Origin of the sequence: Streptomyces sp. NPDC057565 (assembly GCF_042801455.1) — a bacterium.
In the GTDB taxonomy this organism is placed as follows: domain Bacteria; phylum Actinomycetota; class Actinomycetes; order Streptomycetales; family Streptomycetaceae; genus Streptomyces; species Streptomyces yanii.
The window spans coordinates 685,340-700,509 of the sequence record NZ_JBHVFU010000001.1; the positions used below are offsets into that span (position 1 = coordinate 685,340).

Here is a 15,170-nt window from a genome sequence, read left to right on the forward strand (position 1 = left end):
TCGCCTGACGCCATGACCACGGCGCTTTTCCTGTGACCCACCGACCCGCTTGGTGATCGGTTTGCCCAAGGGGCGAATTCGGCGGAATGCGCACCCATGCCACGTACCTCACCGGACTCGGGCCACCGTCCGTGCACAAGATGCCGCCCGCTGCCGGGCTGTGCCAACGTGGAGGGAACAGCGGCGCAGCCCCGTCGTGCCGGGGCCGGAAATGAGGTGCCGATGGATCCGGTCGATGCCCTGCGGCGGATTGCCTTCCTGCTGGAGCGCGACCAGGCTGCCACGTACCGCGTCCAGGCGTTCCGTAAGGCCGCCGCCACGGTGGGGGCGATGACGGGCCACGACATCACGGAACGAGTGGCGTCGGGGTCGCTGGAGTCGGTCAGGGGCATCGGGCCGAAGACGGCACAGGTGGTGCGTGAAGCGCTCGCCGGGGAAATCCCTGGCTACCTCCAGCGGCTGGAGGCCGCCGCCGCGGATCCCCTCATGGAAGGGGGTGAAACGCTGCTCGCTCTGCTGCGTGGCGACTGCCATCTGCACTCCGACTGGTCGGACGGCGGAAGTCCGATCGAGGAGATGGGACGGACGGCGATCGAGCTGGGGCACGAGTGGGCAGCCCTCACCGACCACTCGCCCCGGCTGACCGTGGCGAACGGACTGTCGCCCGAACGGCTGCGCCGCCAATTGGAGGTCGTGGCCGCACTCAACGAGCAGTGGGCACCGTTCCGGCTGCTCACCGGCATCGAGTGCGACATCCTTTCGGACGGCTCCCTCGACCAGGAGGACCGACTGCTGGAGCAGCTCGACGTAGTGGTCGTGTCCGTGCACTCCAAGCTGCGGATGGACGCTCGGGCCATGACGCGCCGGCTGGTCGCGGCCGTGCGCCATCCGCAGGCGAACGTACTGGGGCACTGCACGGGCCGCCTGATCACCGGCCGGGGACGCCCGGAGTCGGAGTTCGATGCGGACGAGGTCTTCGCCGCGTGTGCCGAGGCGGGCACCGCGGTGGAGATCAACAGCCGTCCGGAGCGGCTCGATCCGCCCCGACGACTGCTACGGCGGGCCGTCGACGCAGGCGTGCTGTTCGCGATCGACACCGACGCGCACGCGCCGGGGCAGCTCGACTGGCAGATCTTCGGCTGCGCCCGGGCAGAGGAGTGCGGCGTGCCCGCCGAACGGGTCGTCACCTCGTGGCCGGTGGAGGAACTGCTGGCCTGGTCATGACGCCGAGTCCGGTCCGTCCGTGGCGAGGGCGAAGACATGGAGGGCCGGTGACTTCGCACCCATGTAGCGGGGCCCGGTGGGCAGCGTGACCGATGCCGGCTGCCTGTGCGGATCGACGTCAACAGCGACGGAGTAGAGGTTTGCGACACGGGTGCTCTGCGCACGCCCGCTGCCGTTGACCCTGTCGCCGTGGGCCGCGACCACTGCCTTCTGCGGAACGGTGCTGCTCGCCCAGTCGGGGACGGTGACCGGAGAGGAGGCGGTGGTTCCGTCGGTGTAGGTGATCGTCACCGTCCCGGTCAGTCCGGAGGCACGAGCTCTGAACCTCGCCTCCTATTCGGTGCGCAGGGCCGTGGCGGTTCGGGCCCTGGCGGCCCAGCCGGCGGGCAGGAGCGCACCCAGGGTGGCGATGAGCAGGCCGCCGAGTGCGAGCGGGAGCAGCTCGGCCCCGTGGTAGACGGCGATGACGGAACCGGGGAGGCGGAGCCCCACGCTTTCGCCCATCGCGGGGATGACCCAGCCGTGCAGGGCCACGCCGAGCGGCACGCCCAGAGCGCCCGCGACCAGTCCGGTCCCGACGACCGAGGTGAGGACCATCGCGACGGTCTGGCGGGGGGTCATGCCGAGCGCCTTGTGGACACCGATCTCCCGGACGCGCTCGCGGGTATCGAGCAGCACGCCGTTGAGTACGCCGAGCGCGGCGGCGGCGACGAGCATCAGCGTGAGGATGACGGACAGCGCGTTGAGCGTGACGACCATGTCACCGCCGGCGTCGAGCCCGCCGGCCCGAGCGGTGACCCCCAGCGGTGCCAGGTCCTTGTTCAGCGCGTCGACGTAGCCGGTCACCTCGGTGCCTGATGTGACCGCGATGTGATGGCTCGTCTCCGTCAGGTCGGGATGTGCGGCCGTGAGGGTCGAGGCGTCGGTGAAGACCTGCATGCCGTCGTTGCGGGGGTCGAGGACCTCGCCGACGATCCGGACCGTGACCGGCTCGGCCAGGCCGTTCAGGGTGACGGTGTCGCCGATGCGGGTGCCGGTGGCGGCCAGGAAGGGGGTCGGGACCACGGCCTCGCCGGGCTTGTCGATCCAGCGGCCCGAGACCATCGTGTAGCCACCCCAGGAGGCGTCGCCGGTGAAGGCGATCACGTCGATGGTGCCGGTCAGGCCGGACACGGTCGCCCGCACCGTCGCGGCGCTGTAGTACTTTCCGGTTCCGGCGGCGGCCTCGATGGCCGCGGCGACTGCAGCGGGATCGGCCTTGGGCTGCTTCTCGGGGCCAGGGCCTCGGGGTCCGAAGTCCGGCAAGGGCTCGGGCACGGTGACATCGGCGGCGTCGTGGGCCCTGGCTTTCATCACCTGGCCGAGCGAGGCGCCCATCCCCACGGTGAACGTGACGGCGATGGCGCCGAACAGGATCGCCGTGCCCATGGCCAGCGCGCGGGCGGGTCGCGCGAAGGGCCGGGCCAGGCCCAGGGCGACCGGCTGCGGCAACGACAGCCGTCCGGTCAGGCGGGCCGCCCACCGGCCGCGCCCCGCCGAAGCGCTACGCCCGGCGGCGAGCGCATCGACCGTACGCAGCCGCCCAGCCCGCCAGGCACTCGCCCACGCGGTCGCCGCCACCAGGCCGAGCACCCCGGCGATCACCGCCAGGTCGACCCAGGGGGCGATGGCCAGGGACGAGGTGCCGTAGACCTCCTCGGTCTCGGCCAGTACGGGGACGGCGAGCAGGTGGCCGACGAGGACACCGAGGGCCGTGCCGACACCGGCCGGGATCAGCGCCTGGCCCACGTAGGCCCGCACGACCTGGGCCGGGGTGAAGCCGACGGCCTTGAGGATGCCGATGCGGCGCGTTCCCGTGCCGACAGCCGACGCGACGACGTTGCCGACGATGAGTACCGACATGACCAGGCCCAGGGCGCCGAACGCGATGAGGAAGGGGACGTACGGGGCGGTGTCGCGCTCGGCGGTCTTCCTGACGGTGAGCCATGACTGTTCGCCGACGGCCGTTCCCGGCGGCAGGGATTCCGTCACGGCCTTGCCGCCCGCGGTGATCTGCGCGGCGGTGCCCGCGTCGGTGAAGCGGTAGAGCATCTGGTAGCCGCCGCTGCCGGGCGCGGTGAGCGCCGGCATCTGGGACGGAACGACCCAGGCGTCAGCGGTCTGCGTGACCGAGCGGGCCACACCGACCACCGTCAGTGTCGGACCGCCGGACAGATCGGGGAAGGTGATCTTCATGCCCATGGTCGGGAAGAGCGAGGAGTTGGCGGACAGCACGATCTCGCCGGAGTGCGTGGGCCACCGCCCTTCGAGCAGTGCCACCTCGTCCACGTCCCGGCCGGGATCGCCCCGGCCGACCACGGTCATCGGCCACCCGGGGCCCGCCCCGTCCGACCGCGGGGTGACCGTCGCCGTACCGAACGGCCCGGCCGCACTGCTCACCCCTTCGGCGTCCTTGGACTCGGACAGCTGCCCGGCACTCACCTTGCCCGCGTCGAACTGCACGGACAGATGCGCTCCGTGCTGCTTGGCGAAGGCGTCGTAGAAGGGCGCGCCGGAGACCACGAGCAGCGATCCGCCCAGGACGGAGGTGGCCACCGCCATCATCGTGGCGAGCCCGATCACCAGCGTCTGCACCCGGCGTCGCCCCACCCCCGAGCGCACCACCTTGCCGAGCGCTCTCATCGGACGGCCTCCGAGGCGACGGTCTGCGACCGGACGTCTTCGGTGATCCGGCCGTCGGCGATCCGGACCGTACGGTTCGTGCAGGACCGGGCCAAGGCCAGGTCGTGGGTGACCACGACGATGGTCTGGCCCTCGGCATTGAGGCCGGTGAGCAGCCTGCTGACGTCCTGTCCGGCGGCCGTGTCCAGGGCCCCGGTCGGCTCGTCGGCCAGGAGCAGCGCCGGCCGGTTCATCAACGCCCGGGCCACCGCGACGCGCTGCCGCTCGCCGCCGGACAGCCGCCCCGGGTAGGCGCGGGCGTGCCGGTCGAGGCCCAGCAGTTCCAGGAGTTCCGCCGTCCGCTGGTCCGCCTCGCCACGTGCCATACCCGCGAGGCGCGCGGGCAGGACGACATTGTCGGTGACGGTCAGATCGTCGAGCAGGTTGAAGAACTGGAAGACCATACCGATCTTCGACCGCCGGTAGAGCGCCGATCCGGCTTCGCTCAACTGGTCCACCCGCACCCCGTCCACGGTGACGGTCCCCGCATCGGGCCGGTCCAGGCCCGCGATCAGATTGAGCAGCGTGGACTTGCCGCTGCCGGAAGGGCCGAGGACCGCGACGGCCTCGCCGGGCTGCACGGTCAGCGACGCCTCGTGCAGAGCGGGCGGGCCGTCGTCGTATCGGCGGCTCACCTCGCGCAGTTCGATCACCGGCATGGTCATGAGAGGCTCCTTGGGTACGGGCAGTCGGCTGCGTGAACGCTAGGAGCGGGCCCGGCCCGCACACGTCGCCCGCCCGAACCCATTGCGGTACCGCACTGGGATGAGCCCCGGAAACGTCATCCCTGCGATGTAGGCGGGTGGTGTATCCGGCGCGGTGGGAATGGCCACCGGGACGGACTCCGCGAGTTCGCCCGGCGGCGACAATGAACCGGTGATGGATGTACGTACGACGCTGGAGCGGCTGCGGGAAGCCGCCCGCCGGACGGTCCGCGACGCAAGGCTTCCGAGCGGTCCATTGCTGCGGCCCACCCGGCGCGCCTGGCAGTTCGACGCGCTGGTGGCACTGGCACTCGGAATCGCCACCGTCTACTACGGCATCGACAACGCCAATAACGTCGTGGTGCGTGAGATTGCACCCGGCGTGGAGCGCGTCGTGCCGCGCCCGTCCGGTCCCGGCGGCATGGCCTTCATGGTGACGCTCGCGGTCATCGCCTCGGGTGCCCTGGCGCTGCGCCGCCGCTACCCGCTCGCCGTGCTGTGCATCGTGACGGCCGCGACACTGGCGACACCGCAGAGCGTCCTGCGGCTGACCTTCTACGCGTTCGTCATCGCCGTCTACAGCGCTGCTGTCTACAGCCCGTACCGGGTGGTGACCCTGGCGGCGCTGCCGGTGTCGGTCGTCCTGGTCGGCACCTCGGGGAACTCGGTGACACCGATCGTCCCCAACGAATACATCGCCCTGCTGATCCTGGTCCCGATGGCCGTGGCCGCCGTCGGCCTGCGTACCTGGAAACTCCGAACCGACGAGGGCCGCACCCGGCTCTCCGCCCTGGAACGCGAACAGGCCGAGGCGCTGCGCCGGGCCGTCGAGCATGAGCGGGCCAGGATCGCCCGTGAACTGCACGACGTCGTCACGCACAACGTCAGCGTGATGATCATCCAGGCGGGCGCCGCGCGCAAGATCATGAAAACCTCCCCCGAGCAGGCCGGCGAGGCGCTGCTCGCCGTCGAGGCGGGCGGGCGGGCGGCCATGACCGAGCTGCGCCACGTCATGGGACTGCTCACCATGGCCGACCAGGGCGAGGGGACGGACGGAGGTGCGGACCTGGCCGATACGGCGGCTGAGCTGGCCCCGCAACCCGGCCTGGACCAGCTGGAAACGCTGGTCGGACGGGTCCGGGACACCGGACTGCCCGTCGACCTGACCGTGACCGGCCCGCCCCGTCCCCTCCCGCCCGGCCTCGAACTCGCCGCCTACCGCGTGGTCCAGGAAGCGCTGACCAACACCGTGAAGCACGCGTCCGGCGCCACCGCCACCGTGACGGTCGAATACGGCCCGGAACGGCTCCGGGTGGAAGTCACCGACACCGGTGGACACCCGGGCGCGGCCGCCGGAAGCGGCCGGGGCCTGATCGGCCTGCGCGAGCGCCTCGCCGTCTACGACGGAACCCTGAACACCGGCCGACGCCTGACCGGCGGCTACCGTGTGGAGGCCCTGATCCCCTTGGAGACACCGTGACCGAGCCGCTGCGTGTGCTCCTCGCCGACGACCAGACCCTGGTCCGTACCGGATTCCGGCTGATCCTCGGCGCCGACGGCATCGACGTCGTCGCCGAGGCGACCAACGGAACCGAAGCGGTCGAAGCGGTCCGCCGCACACGTCCCGACGTGGTCCTGATGGACGTCCGGATGCCCGAGATGGACGGCCTGGAGGCCACCCGCCGCATCCTCACCGGCGCCCCCGAAAAACCCCGCGTCATCATCCTGACCACCTTCGACCTCGACCGATACGTCTACGCGGCACTGTCCGCCGGGGCCAGCGGTTTCCTCCTCAAGGACGTTACCCCTGAGCATCTGACCGCAGCCGTCCGCATGGTCCGTACCGGCGACGCTCTCCTCGCGCCCGCCATCACCCGCCGCCTCGTGCAGCGGTTCACCCGGCGTGGCAGCGACACCGCCGCCCTCCACCGTGACCTCGCCTCACTCACCCCGCGCGAACTGGAGGTCCTCGGCCTGCTGGCCCGAGGGCTGAGCAACGCCGAACTCGCCACCCGTCTCCACCTGGCCGAGGCGACCGTCAAGACGCACGTCGCCCGCATCCTGGCCAAGCTCGGACTCCGTGATCGTGTCCAGGCCGTCATCGTCGCCTACGAGACAGGGCTGGTCAGCGCCGGCGAACGCGAGGCCGCCCAGCAGTCCACCGAGCAGACATAGACCGCAGCCGAGACTTGGACGGCCCTCGCGCTGTTGTGCGACGGACCAGGGATCAGTAGTCGGAACCTGCGCATGTCCTGGTAGTTCACGCCTCTGTACCGGCATACTTCGATCGCCCGATGTCCGCGTTCGCCGCAGTGCGGGGGGTCGGGCACAGTCGGCATCGCGAGTCGAGTTCCGATGCCATGTGCCAGCCCCAACCGGCGCATTCGGCCCCAGCAGATCGGGCCGCAGATCAATTGCCCGGACGGCTTCACTCCCATCAAGGTTGAGATCGAGATCGAATGGTAGGGGAACACGAGGTGACTGCCGAACTCCGGCGGGTGGTGGAGGAATTGCGCGCAACGACCGCTACGCGCAATGAGTGGAGCATGCTGAATTCGCTGCCCGCCGGGGCCCGGCCCGAGAGGATCGGAGCCGACCTGCCGGACCGGTACCGGGAGTTCCTCGCGATATGCGACGGGGGCACGTGCGGAGACGTCACCGTTTTCGATGCCGCGACGGTAGGCAGCATGCAGTTCTACGCGGATCCGGTCGACGGGGCCGAAGTCAGCCTCGGCCGCGAGGAATGGTTCTGCCCCGGCGTCGTCTCCGATGAACCGATCTTCGTCAACCGTTCGACGGGGGCGGTCTGGTACTTCCCCGACACCGGGATCGAATGGTGGAAGTCTGCCGTCTTCGAGAGGGCGGCCGACGACTTCACCACGTTCTTCCTGGAGTGGGTGGCAGGGCCGCACTACATGCAGCTCACCGGCTCCCAACCGGAGGAGCAATGGCCCGATCTTCTCAGAGTGCTGGGTCGGCTGGGGGGATGAACGACCGGCTGAGGTGCTTGCCCTGGGGCGACCCGGCCGAGCACTTTCGTCTGTGTTGATTCCTTCAGGACGACGGAGGTCCTGCGGGCCTGCTTCATGATGAGCAGGGCAGTGCACTCCTCACGACCGGTTCTCCTTGTGGGGAGGTCATCCATGGGAGTCGCCGGGCCGCCCAATCCGTCTGTGGGCGCGATCGGAATGACCACTGCTTCGCCCGTCGAGCCGCTCTCCGACCGCTGCGGCTCACCGCGTCCTCTCGCCGCCGGCGGGTCCGTCGCCCCGGCTGACTGACCAGCTCGGGCTGCCGCTTCTCGTGCGTACGCCCGGTCGGCCCCCTGGTGTCACACCTTCGATATGCCCGATATGACAGTCAAAGGGGGAGATTAGTACGTTTCGTTACGGGTCGGCTGTACGGCCGGCGTCTCTGAGACAGGAAGAAGTGACATGACCACGCGCAAATTCGCCGTGACCGCCGCCGCAGTAGGCGCATCGGTCCTTGCCGTCACCGGCATCACGTATGCCTCGGCCGACGGGTCCACCCAGGCCGCCCCGTCCGTCCAGAAGGCTGCCCCGGCCGCCCCGTCCGTCCCTCAAGCCGCCCCGTCCGTCCCTCAAGCCGCCCCGTCCGTCCCTCAAGCCGCCCCGGCCGTCCCGAAGTCCGTGCCGTCCGTCCCGGAGGCCGCCCCCACTGAGACGCTCCCTGATGGGGACAGCGGTTACGGGAACGGGAACGGCGGCCGTGATGACGGGGGTCGTGATGACGGGGGTCGCGACTATGGAGGCCGTGATGACGGAGGCCGCGACTATGGAGGCCGTGATGACGGGGGTCGTGATGACGGGGGCCGCGACTATGGAGGCCGTGATGACGGGGGTCGTGGTGATGGGGGTCGCGACGGTGGCTACGACCGCGGTTCGGACCGTGGCTACGACGGCGGAGGGGACGGACAAATCCAATTCAACGATCGGACGTACTCCGCCGCCTCCGAGGGCTGCATCACCGCGGCCAGCGGACTGGGCTCAAGCAGCTTCAGCATCAGCAACGACAGCTGGAAGACTGTTGAGGTCTATCGCGGGTCCACCTGCGACAACGGCTCTCCGGTTGCCACCGTCGGTCCCCACGGCGCCACCCACGGCGTCGTGACCCCCACGGTCCAGGGGGGCCTGTTCGCCAACGATGGCGTCGTGGGCAGCTTCCGGGTGATCGGTGACCACTACAGGTGGTAACCGCGCCACCCGCATCGCTTGGAACCCGCGGCCCGTCGGAATCGGTCCGGGGATTCCGGGAGGTCGGCCAGGGGCAGCAAGGGGCGTCGCGTCGGACAAGGACGCCGCCACCGGGTCCCGACCGACAGCCGATGCGCCGTCAACTCCGACGTCAGGAATCCCCGGGGCAGAGCTGGGCAGGTCGATGGCAGAGGGGTGGACAGGCACTCGAGGCTCCTGGTGGATGATGTTGCCCGGCAACTCATCCACCAGGAGCTTCGTCACATCCCCAGGGAAATCCCTTGTGGTCACGGTGAGGGACTCTCCTCGGATCGCGCGCTGCAGCGTGCAGTCGCTGTGCATCGCGTCCAGAGGGTCGAAGCCGTACGCGTCGTCGGCATGGCCGGGTGTCCCCATGCGGGGGCTCCTCTGTGGGTACGGAAGAAGGTGAGGCCTGCTCATGGTTTACCGTCACGCGCGGCCTCACCCGACGACGGGCGCGCGGTTGCCACCCGTACGCAGCAAGTGCGGCTCACCCCATCGCCTCGCGTGCGAGGTGCGTACGAGAACCCATGTGCCGTGTCCGTCGCTCCGATTGGGTCGTACGGATGTCCGACGACGCTTCGACTCCCGCATCACGCGCGCCCGTGGATCGAGCGCTCTCAACGGGTGCTCGACGCCTCCACCGCCACCTTGATCCGCTGTCCGAACGCGGGGGCGTCCTTTGCGCTGCGGCTGCGGGGTGCGGCAGGTGAACGCAGGCCCGCGAAGGCGCGGGACGGTGATCATAAGTCTGGCGGAGGCGGGCGGCAGGCTGAATGGCACAAGGCAACGGACCCGCCCGGTCACCCGAGGGAAGCGGCGACGGCAGCCGCTCCGGGCGCCGCCCTCCGCCCCGTACGCCCGCTCCACGGACAGTCGATCAAGACGCGCGGGTGCCCGGCTCCCGCGCTCCAATGGACTCGTGACCGCGCCCCCCGACGACTGCCTCGCGCGCAATGACTGGATCTGCGGTGCCTATCTGACCAGCCGTCGCGAAATCCTCCGGGACGCCGTCCTCCAGCACCTCCAGCTGACCGCGGTCTCCGTGTGCGTCGGACTGCTCATCGCCCTTCCGCTCGCGCTTGCCGCCCGTCGCCTGCGCTGGGCGGCAGGACCGGTCCTCGGCGTGACGACCATCCTCTACACCGTGCCGTCGCTCGCCATGTTCTCGCTGCTGCTGCCGGTCTACGGACTTTCCGCCTCGCTCGTCGTCGCGGGGCTCGTCCTCTACTCCCTCACCCTTCTCGTACGGAACATCCTCGCCGGACTGCGCGCCGTACCCGAGGAAACCCGGCATGCCGCGCGCGGCATGGGCTACGGGCCGGTCCGGCTCCTTGTCGCCGTGGAGCTGCCGCTCGCTCTGCCCGCCGCCATGGCCGGGCTGAGGATCGCCACCGTCTCCGCGGTCTCCCTGGTCACCGTCGGTGCGATCGTCGGCTACGGCGGGCTCGGCAATCTCATCTACTCCGGGATGAACACCTACTTCAAGGCCCAGGTGCTCACCGCGTCCGTCCTCTGCGTCGTCATCGCCGTCGCCGCCGACCTGCTGCTGCTCGGCGCGCAGCGGCTGCTGACCCCGTGGACCCGTAGGCAGTCGTGAACACCCTCTCCGACACCTGGTCCTGGCTCACCAGCTCCGCCCACTGGACCGGCGACAACGGCATCTGGCACCGGTTCGAACAGCACCTCGTCCTCACCGTCGTCTGCCTGCTGATCAGCTGCCTCACCGCGCTGCCCGCTGCTCTCGTCCTCGGTCATCTCGGCAAGGGCGGGGCACTCGCCGTCAACATCTCCAACATCGGCCGCGCCGTCCCCACCTTCGCCGTCCTGGTCCTGCTGCTCCTCACCCCGATCGGCCGGTACGGCGAAGGGCCGACCGTCATCGCCCTGGTGCTGTTCGCGGTCCCGCCGCTGCTCACCAACGCGTACGTGGGGATGCGGGAGGTCGACCGTGATGTCGTGCGGGCGGCCCGAGGCATGGGCATGACGGGGCGGCAGTTGCTGCTGCGGGTCGAAGTGCCGCTCGCCCTGCCGTTGATCCTCACCGGTGTACGGATCGCGGCCGTCCAGCTCGTCGCCACCGCCACTCTGGCCGCGTTGGCGGGCGGTGGGGGACTCGGCCGCATCATCACCGCCGGCTTCAACCTCGCCTCCACCCCGCAGGTGGTGGCCGGGGCGATCCTCGTCGCCGTGGTCGCCCTGATCGTCGAAGGGAGCTTCGAGCTCGGGCAGCGGCTCGCCCCCGACTGGGTGCGCGGCGAGGAATCCCGATGAGGGACGGCCGGACCGTACCCGTACTCCTGGCGCTGCTGCTGAGCGCGGTCGCGTGCACCACCGGGCCCGCCCTGGAGGACCAGGGCCAGGTCACTGGTCCGCCGGGCGACAGCAAACACCTCACCATCGGATCCGCGGGTTTCACCGAGAGCGACCTGCTCGCCCAGATGTACGCACTGCTGCTCGACCGGGCCGGCTACTCCACCAAGGTCATCTCCGTCACCAACCGGGAGATCTACGAACCGGCACTGGAGAGCGGCCAGATCGACGTCGTACCGGAGTACGCCGCAACCTTCGCCGACTGGCTGAACGCGAAGAAGAGCGGCGCGGATGCCACCCCCGTCGGCTCACCCGACCTCGGCACCACCATGCGGGCCCTGCGCGCCCTCGCCACGCCCCGTGGTCTCACCGTCCTCGACCCGGGCCGCGCCGTCGACCAGAACGCGTTCGCGGTCACCGCCCCGTACGTGGCGAAGCACCGGCTGAGGACGCTCAGCGACCTGGGCAGGTCAGGGCTTCCCGTACGGCTGGCCGCGGGCGACGAATGCGTGCAGCGGCCCTACTGTGCTCCGGGACTGAAGAAGACGTACGGCATCGACATCGCCGCCGTCGATCCCAAGGGCGTCGGCACCACACAGGCGAAACAGGCGGTCCGGAGCGGTCGGGACCAGATGGTCCTGACCACCACCACCGACGCCACCCTCGACGACTTCGGGCTGGTCCTGCTCGCCGACGACAAACATCTGCAGAACGCCGACTACCTCGTCCCCGTCGTCAACCGGTCCCGGGCGGGAAGCCCAGGCGTACGCGACGCACTGGACCGGCTCAACACCGTGCTGACGACCGCCGATCTCGCCCGGATGAACGAGCAGGTGGACAGCTGGCGGCGGCTCCCCGAGGACGTCGCCCGGAACTACCTGGAGTCCAAGAAGCTCATTCCGCGCAGCTGAGCGGCGTGCGCGCACCTACCAGGGGAGTTCCGCGATCCGTGCGGTGATCCGCTCGCGGTCCCAGACACCGTCCGCGACCAGCACCCGGTAGCGGCGGCTCAGCGTGGCTCCGGGGACGGTAGTCGGTCACCACCCGGTCCGACAGGGTGCGCAGCGGATGGATGTACGGCTTCGGCGCCTCCGGCCGGTACGCGTACCGCATCAGTTCCACCCCACGGCCGGCCACCGCGACCGCGATGTGGTCGCCGTGGCGGTGGACGAGTTCCAGTGCCTCGGTCATGCCGTCACCGCCGACGGCTCGCGATGGATGCCGTGCACCATCGCGGGGCCGCTGCCTCCCGCTGCTCCATGTGCCGCGCCAGGGAATGGAGTAGTAGGCCTGGTCGCGGTACCAGGTGGTCCGGCAGCGGCCGTCCCCCGGTCGCACCGGCCCACCGGTCCGTCAGGCGTCCGCCACCGAGTCGAACTGCACCTCGTCGCGCCCCACTCCACGCGCGTCCGCGTCCACCGACCGGCGCAGCGCCTCGTGGAGTTTCGCCGGAGTCAGTACGCCGAGGAAGCGCGACCCGTCCAGCACCGCCACCCACCCGGCGTCGTGCTGCAGCATCTCGCTGAACGCCTGCTTCAGCGGAGCCCCCACCGGAACCCACGCATCCATCCGGCGCGCCAGTTCACCGACCGTGCCGTGTTCCCCGGCGATCCGCAGTGCGTCCGCCGGCACCCAGCCGTGCAGTTCGCCCTCGCCGCCGAGCACGACCGCCCAGCGGGCCCCCGCGCCGTTCAGCCGGTCCGCCGCCGAGCGTGCGGGTTCGTCGAGCAGGGCGATCGGCGGCTCCTCCAGGTCGTCCCGCTCGATCGTGGTGACCGACAGTCGCTTCAGTCCCCGGTCAGCGCCGACGAATTGGGCCACGTACGGCGTCGCCGGTGTGCCGAGCACGGTGGCCGGCTTGTCGAACTGCTCGATGCGCCCGTCTCCGTACACCGCGATCCGGTCGCCCATCCGGACCGCTTCCTCGATGTCATGGGTAACCATCAGGACCGTTTTCCTGACGGCTGCCTGCAGACTCAGGAACTCGTTCTGCAACCGTTCCCGCACCACCGGGTCGACCGCGCCGAACGGTTCGTCCATCAGCAGCACCGGCGGATCGGCGGCCAGCGCCCGTGCGACACCCACCCGTTGGCGCTGGCCGCCGGAGAGCTGGGCGGGGTAGCGGGAGCCGTATGTCTTCGGGTCGAGTCCCACCAGATCCAGCAGTTCCGCCGCCCGCTCCCGGGCCCTGCCCCGCTTCCAGCCGATCAGGGTGGGAACGGTCGCGGTGTTGTCGAGGATCGTCCGGTGCGGGAAGAGTCCGACCTGCTGGATGACATAGCCGATCCGGCGGCGCAGCCGCACCGGGTCGATCCCCGCGATGTCCTCGCCGTCCACCAGGATCCGGCCCGAGGTCGGCTCGATCAGCCGGTTCACCATCATCATCGTGGTGGTCTTGCCGCAGCCCGACGGCCCGACAAGGGTGACGAGCTCCCCCTCGGCGACCTCGAAGGACAGCCCGTCGACCGCGGTTGTTCCGTCCGGATAGACCTTGCTGACCTGCTCGAACCGGATCATGACTGCACGCTAGGAGCCCCCCGGGCGCGTCGCACACGGGCCGCGGCTGTCGGAGTCACGGGCGTGTGCTGAACTGTCCGTGATACGTCTGATTCAGGAGCACTTTGTGACCAGTTACCGGCAGCCCGGCGTGGTTCTCACCGACCGCTGTTTCACCGTCCCGCTCGATCACGCCGATCCGGGCGGCGAGCAGATCGAGATCTTCGGCCGGGAGGCCGTCGCGAGCGGCAGGGTCGACGACGAGCTGCCGTGGCTGGTGTACCTGGAGGGCGGACCCGGCTTCGGTGCCCGTCGTTTCGTCGGTACCGAGGCCTGGCTGGGGCGGGCGGTGGAGGAGTTCCGGGTGCTGCTGCTCGACCAGCGCGGCACCGGGCTGTCCACGCCGGCCAACCGACAGACTCTTCCGCTGCGCGGCGGCCCGCGTGAGCAGGCCGACTATCTCGCCCACTTCCGGTCCGACAACATCGTGCGCGACTGCGAGCTGATCCGGCCGCAGCTGACCGGCGGCGCCCCGTGGACCGTGCTCGGCCAGTCGTTCGGCGGCTTCTGCGCGGTCCGCTATCTTTCGGCCGCCCCCGAGGGGCTCGAGGCCGTCCTGATCACCGGTGGACTGCCCTCGCTCGACGCCCACGCCGACGACGTGTACCGGGCCGCGTACCCGCGGATCGCGCGCAAGGTCGCTGCCCACTACGCCCGCTACCCGCAGGACGTCGAGCGCGCCCGTGAGGTCGCCGCGTACCTTCTGGAGCACCGCCCGGAGAGTGCCGGACACCGCTTGACGCCCGAGGGATTCCAGTCCCTGGGCATCATGCTGGGCGGCGGCAACGGCAGCCACCAGCTGCACTACCTGCTGGAGAACGCCTTCGTCCGCACGCCGCTGGGCACCGAGCTCTCCGACACGTTCCAGGAGGCCATGCGCACCGCCAACTCATTTGCGGGCCACCCGCTGTACGCCCTGATGCACGAGGCGATCTACGGCCAGGGCAAGGAGCCCACCGGCTGGGCCGCCGAGCGGGTCCGCGCCGAGTTCCCGCAGTTCGACGCCGCCACCGCCCTGGCCGGCGACGCGCCCGTGCTCTTCACCGGCGAGAGCATCCACCCCTGGCACTTCGACGTGGACCCGGCCCTGCGCCCGATGCGCGAGACCGCCGAACTGCTCGCCTCCCGTACCGACTGGCCCGAGCTGTACGACACCGAGCGCCTCGCCGCCAATGACGTACCGGTAGCCGCGGCCGTCTATCACGACGACATGTACGTCGACACCGAGCACGCGCTGCGCACCGCCGCGTCGATCCGCGGACTGCGCACGTGGGTGACGAACGAGTTCGAGCACGACGGGTTGCGCGCCGGGGGACCGCGAGTGCTCGACCGACTGCTCGCCCTTGTCCGGGATGAGCTCTGACCTGCTTGTTCGCGGCTGGAGCCGGTCACGCGTGTGGCGTGACCGGCTCCAGCC

At 70.3% G+C, this 15,170-nt stretch carries 13 protein-coding genes and 1 pseudogene; 8 read left to right on the forward strand and 6 right to left on the reverse strand.

Annotation, left to right across the window (positions count from 1 at the left end):
* Positions 1–222 precede the first annotated feature (222 nt).
* A complete protein-coding gene (locus ACFU8W_RS02815; protein WP_384031622.1) occupies positions 223–1,224 on the forward strand; it encodes a PHP domain-containing protein in 1,002 nt (333 codons plus the stop codon).
* On the opposite strand, the gene ACFU8W_RS02820 is transcribed toward ACFU8W_RS02815, so the two are convergent.
* The 3 genes from ACFU8W_RS02820 to ACFU8W_RS02830 are packed head-to-tail and all read right to left on the reverse strand — an operon-like array spanning position 1,219 to position 4,610.
* A complete protein-coding gene (locus ACFU8W_RS02820; protein WP_384031624.1) occupies positions 1,219–1,515 on the reverse strand; it encodes a hypothetical protein in 297 nt (98 codons plus the stop codon). The two genes, ACFU8W_RS02815 and ACFU8W_RS02820, sit on opposite strands and share 6 nt — an antisense overlap.
* Positions 1,516–1,557: 42 nt before the next feature.
* Positions 1,558–3,906, reverse strand: coding sequence for an ABC transporter permease (locus ACFU8W_RS02825; RefSeq protein WP_384031626.1), 2,349 nt, complete (start codon positions 3,904–3,906; stop codon positions 1,558–1,560).
* Positions 3,903–4,610 carry an ABC transporter ATP-binding protein gene (locus tag ACFU8W_RS02830; RefSeq protein ID WP_384031628.1) on the reverse strand — a complete coding sequence of 236 codons (708 nt, stop codon included), beginning with the start codon at positions 4,608–4,610 and terminating at the stop codon, positions 3,903–3,905. Before ACFU8W_RS02830 ends, ACFU8W_RS02825 begins: the two co-directional genes overlap by 4 nt.
* Positions 4,611–4,824: 214 nt before the next feature.
* Between ACFU8W_RS02830 and ACFU8W_RS02835 the strand changes: the two genes are divergently transcribed.
* The 3 genes from ACFU8W_RS02835 (at position 4,825) to ACFU8W_RS02845 (ending at position 7,639) form a co-directional block, all read left to right on the forward strand.
* Positions 4,825–6,129: a sensor histidine kinase gene (locus ACFU8W_RS02835; protein WP_384031630.1), complete on the forward strand. Its 1,305-nt coding sequence runs from the start codon at positions 4,825–4,827 to the stop codon at positions 6,127–6,129.
* Entirely contained in the window at positions 6,126–6,824 is a 699-nt protein-coding gene (locus ACFU8W_RS02840) for a response regulator (protein ID WP_384031632.1), read from the forward strand. Before ACFU8W_RS02835 ends, ACFU8W_RS02840 begins: the two co-directional genes overlap by 4 nt.
* 371 nt (positions 6,825–7,195) lie before the next feature.
* Entirely contained in the window at positions 7,196–7,639 is a 444-nt protein-coding gene (locus ACFU8W_RS02845) for a hypothetical protein (RefSeq protein ID WP_384031634.1), read from the forward strand.
* Between the two features lie 1,017 nt (positions 7,640–8,656).
* On the opposite strand, the gene ACFU8W_RS02850 is transcribed toward ACFU8W_RS02845, so the two are convergent.
* Positions 8,657–9,259 (reverse strand): hypothetical protein, encoded by a 603-nt coding sequence (locus ACFU8W_RS02850; protein WP_384031636.1) that lies wholly within the window; start codon positions 9,257–9,259, stop codon positions 8,657–8,659.
* Positions 9,260–9,806: 547 nt separating this feature from the next.
* On the opposite strand from ACFU8W_RS02850, the gene ACFU8W_RS02855 reads away from it, so the two are divergent.
* From ACFU8W_RS02855 to ACFU8W_RS02865, 3 genes are read left to right on the forward strand one after another with little or no spacing between them, the layout of a single operon-like run.
* Entirely contained in the window at positions 9,807–10,484 is a 678-nt protein-coding gene (locus tag ACFU8W_RS02855) for an ABC transporter permease (RefSeq protein WP_384031638.1), read from the forward strand.
* Positions 10,481–11,158 (forward strand): ABC transporter permease, encoded by a 678-nt coding sequence (locus ACFU8W_RS02860; RefSeq protein WP_384031640.1) that lies wholly within the window; start codon positions 10,481–10,483, stop codon positions 11,156–11,158. The genes ACFU8W_RS02855 and ACFU8W_RS02860 overlap by 4 nt, the downstream gene beginning before the upstream one ends.
* Positions 11,155–12,108, forward strand: coding sequence for an ABC transporter substrate-binding protein (locus ACFU8W_RS02865; protein WP_384031642.1), 954 nt, complete (start codon positions 11,155–11,157; stop codon positions 12,106–12,108). Before ACFU8W_RS02860 ends, ACFU8W_RS02865 begins: the two co-directional genes overlap by 4 nt.
* A 103-nt stretch (positions 12,109–12,211) precedes the next feature.
* Here the strand turns inward: ACFU8W_RS02865 and ACFU8W_RS02870 are convergent.
* A pseudogene (locus tag ACFU8W_RS02870) lies at positions 12,212–12,388 on the reverse strand (DUF6807 family protein); the annotation flags it as partial.
* Between the two features lie 162 nt (positions 12,389–12,550).
* Positions 12,551–13,714 carry an ABC transporter ATP-binding protein gene (locus tag ACFU8W_RS02875; RefSeq protein WP_384031644.1) on the reverse strand — a complete coding sequence of 388 codons (1,164 nt, stop codon included), beginning with the start codon at positions 13,712–13,714 and terminating at the stop codon, positions 12,551–12,553.
* Positions 13,715–13,820: 106 nt separating this feature from the next.
* Between ACFU8W_RS02875 and ACFU8W_RS02880 the strand changes: the two genes are divergently transcribed.
* Complete coding sequence (locus ACFU8W_RS02880) at positions 13,821–15,116, forward strand: alpha/beta fold hydrolase (protein WP_384031646.1); 1,296 nt, start codon at positions 13,821–13,823, stop codon at positions 15,114–15,116.
* Positions 15,117–15,170 lie beyond the last annotated feature (54 nt).

What these genes read in the sequence shown, in the direction of transcription:
- ACFU8W_RS02815 (WP_384031622.1), top strand. Translation starts at nt 223, where the DNA reads ATGGATCCGGTCGATGCCCTGCGGCGGATTGCCTTCCTGCTGGAGCGC.
- ACFU8W_RS02825 (WP_384031626.1), bottom strand. Translation starts at nt 3,906, where the DNA reads ATGAGAGCGCTCGGCAAGGTGGTGCGCTCGGGGGTGGGGCGACGCCGG.
- ACFU8W_RS02830 (WP_384031628.1), bottom strand. Translation starts at nt 4,610, where the DNA reads ATGACCATGCCGGTGATCGAACTGCGCGAGGTGAGCCGCCGATACGAC.
- ACFU8W_RS02835 (WP_384031630.1), top strand. Translation starts at nt 4,825, where the DNA reads ATGGATGTACGTACGACGCTGGAGCGGCTGCGGGAAGCCGCCCGCCGG.
- ACFU8W_RS02845 (WP_384031634.1), top strand. Translation starts at nt 7,196, where the DNA reads ATGCTGAATTCGCTGCCCGCCGGGGCCCGGCCCGAGAGGATCGGAGCC.
- ACFU8W_RS02850 (WP_384031636.1), bottom strand. Translation starts at nt 9,259, where the DNA reads ATGGGGACACCCGGCCATGCCGACGACGCGTACGGCTTCGACCCTCTG.
- ACFU8W_RS02865 (WP_384031642.1), top strand. Translation starts at nt 11,155, where the DNA reads ATGAGGGACGGCCGGACCGTACCCGTACTCCTGGCGCTGCTGCTGAGC.
- ACFU8W_RS02875 (WP_384031644.1), bottom strand. Translation starts at nt 13,714, where the DNA reads ATGATCCGGTTCGAGCAGGTCAGCAAGGTCTATCCGGACGGAACAACC.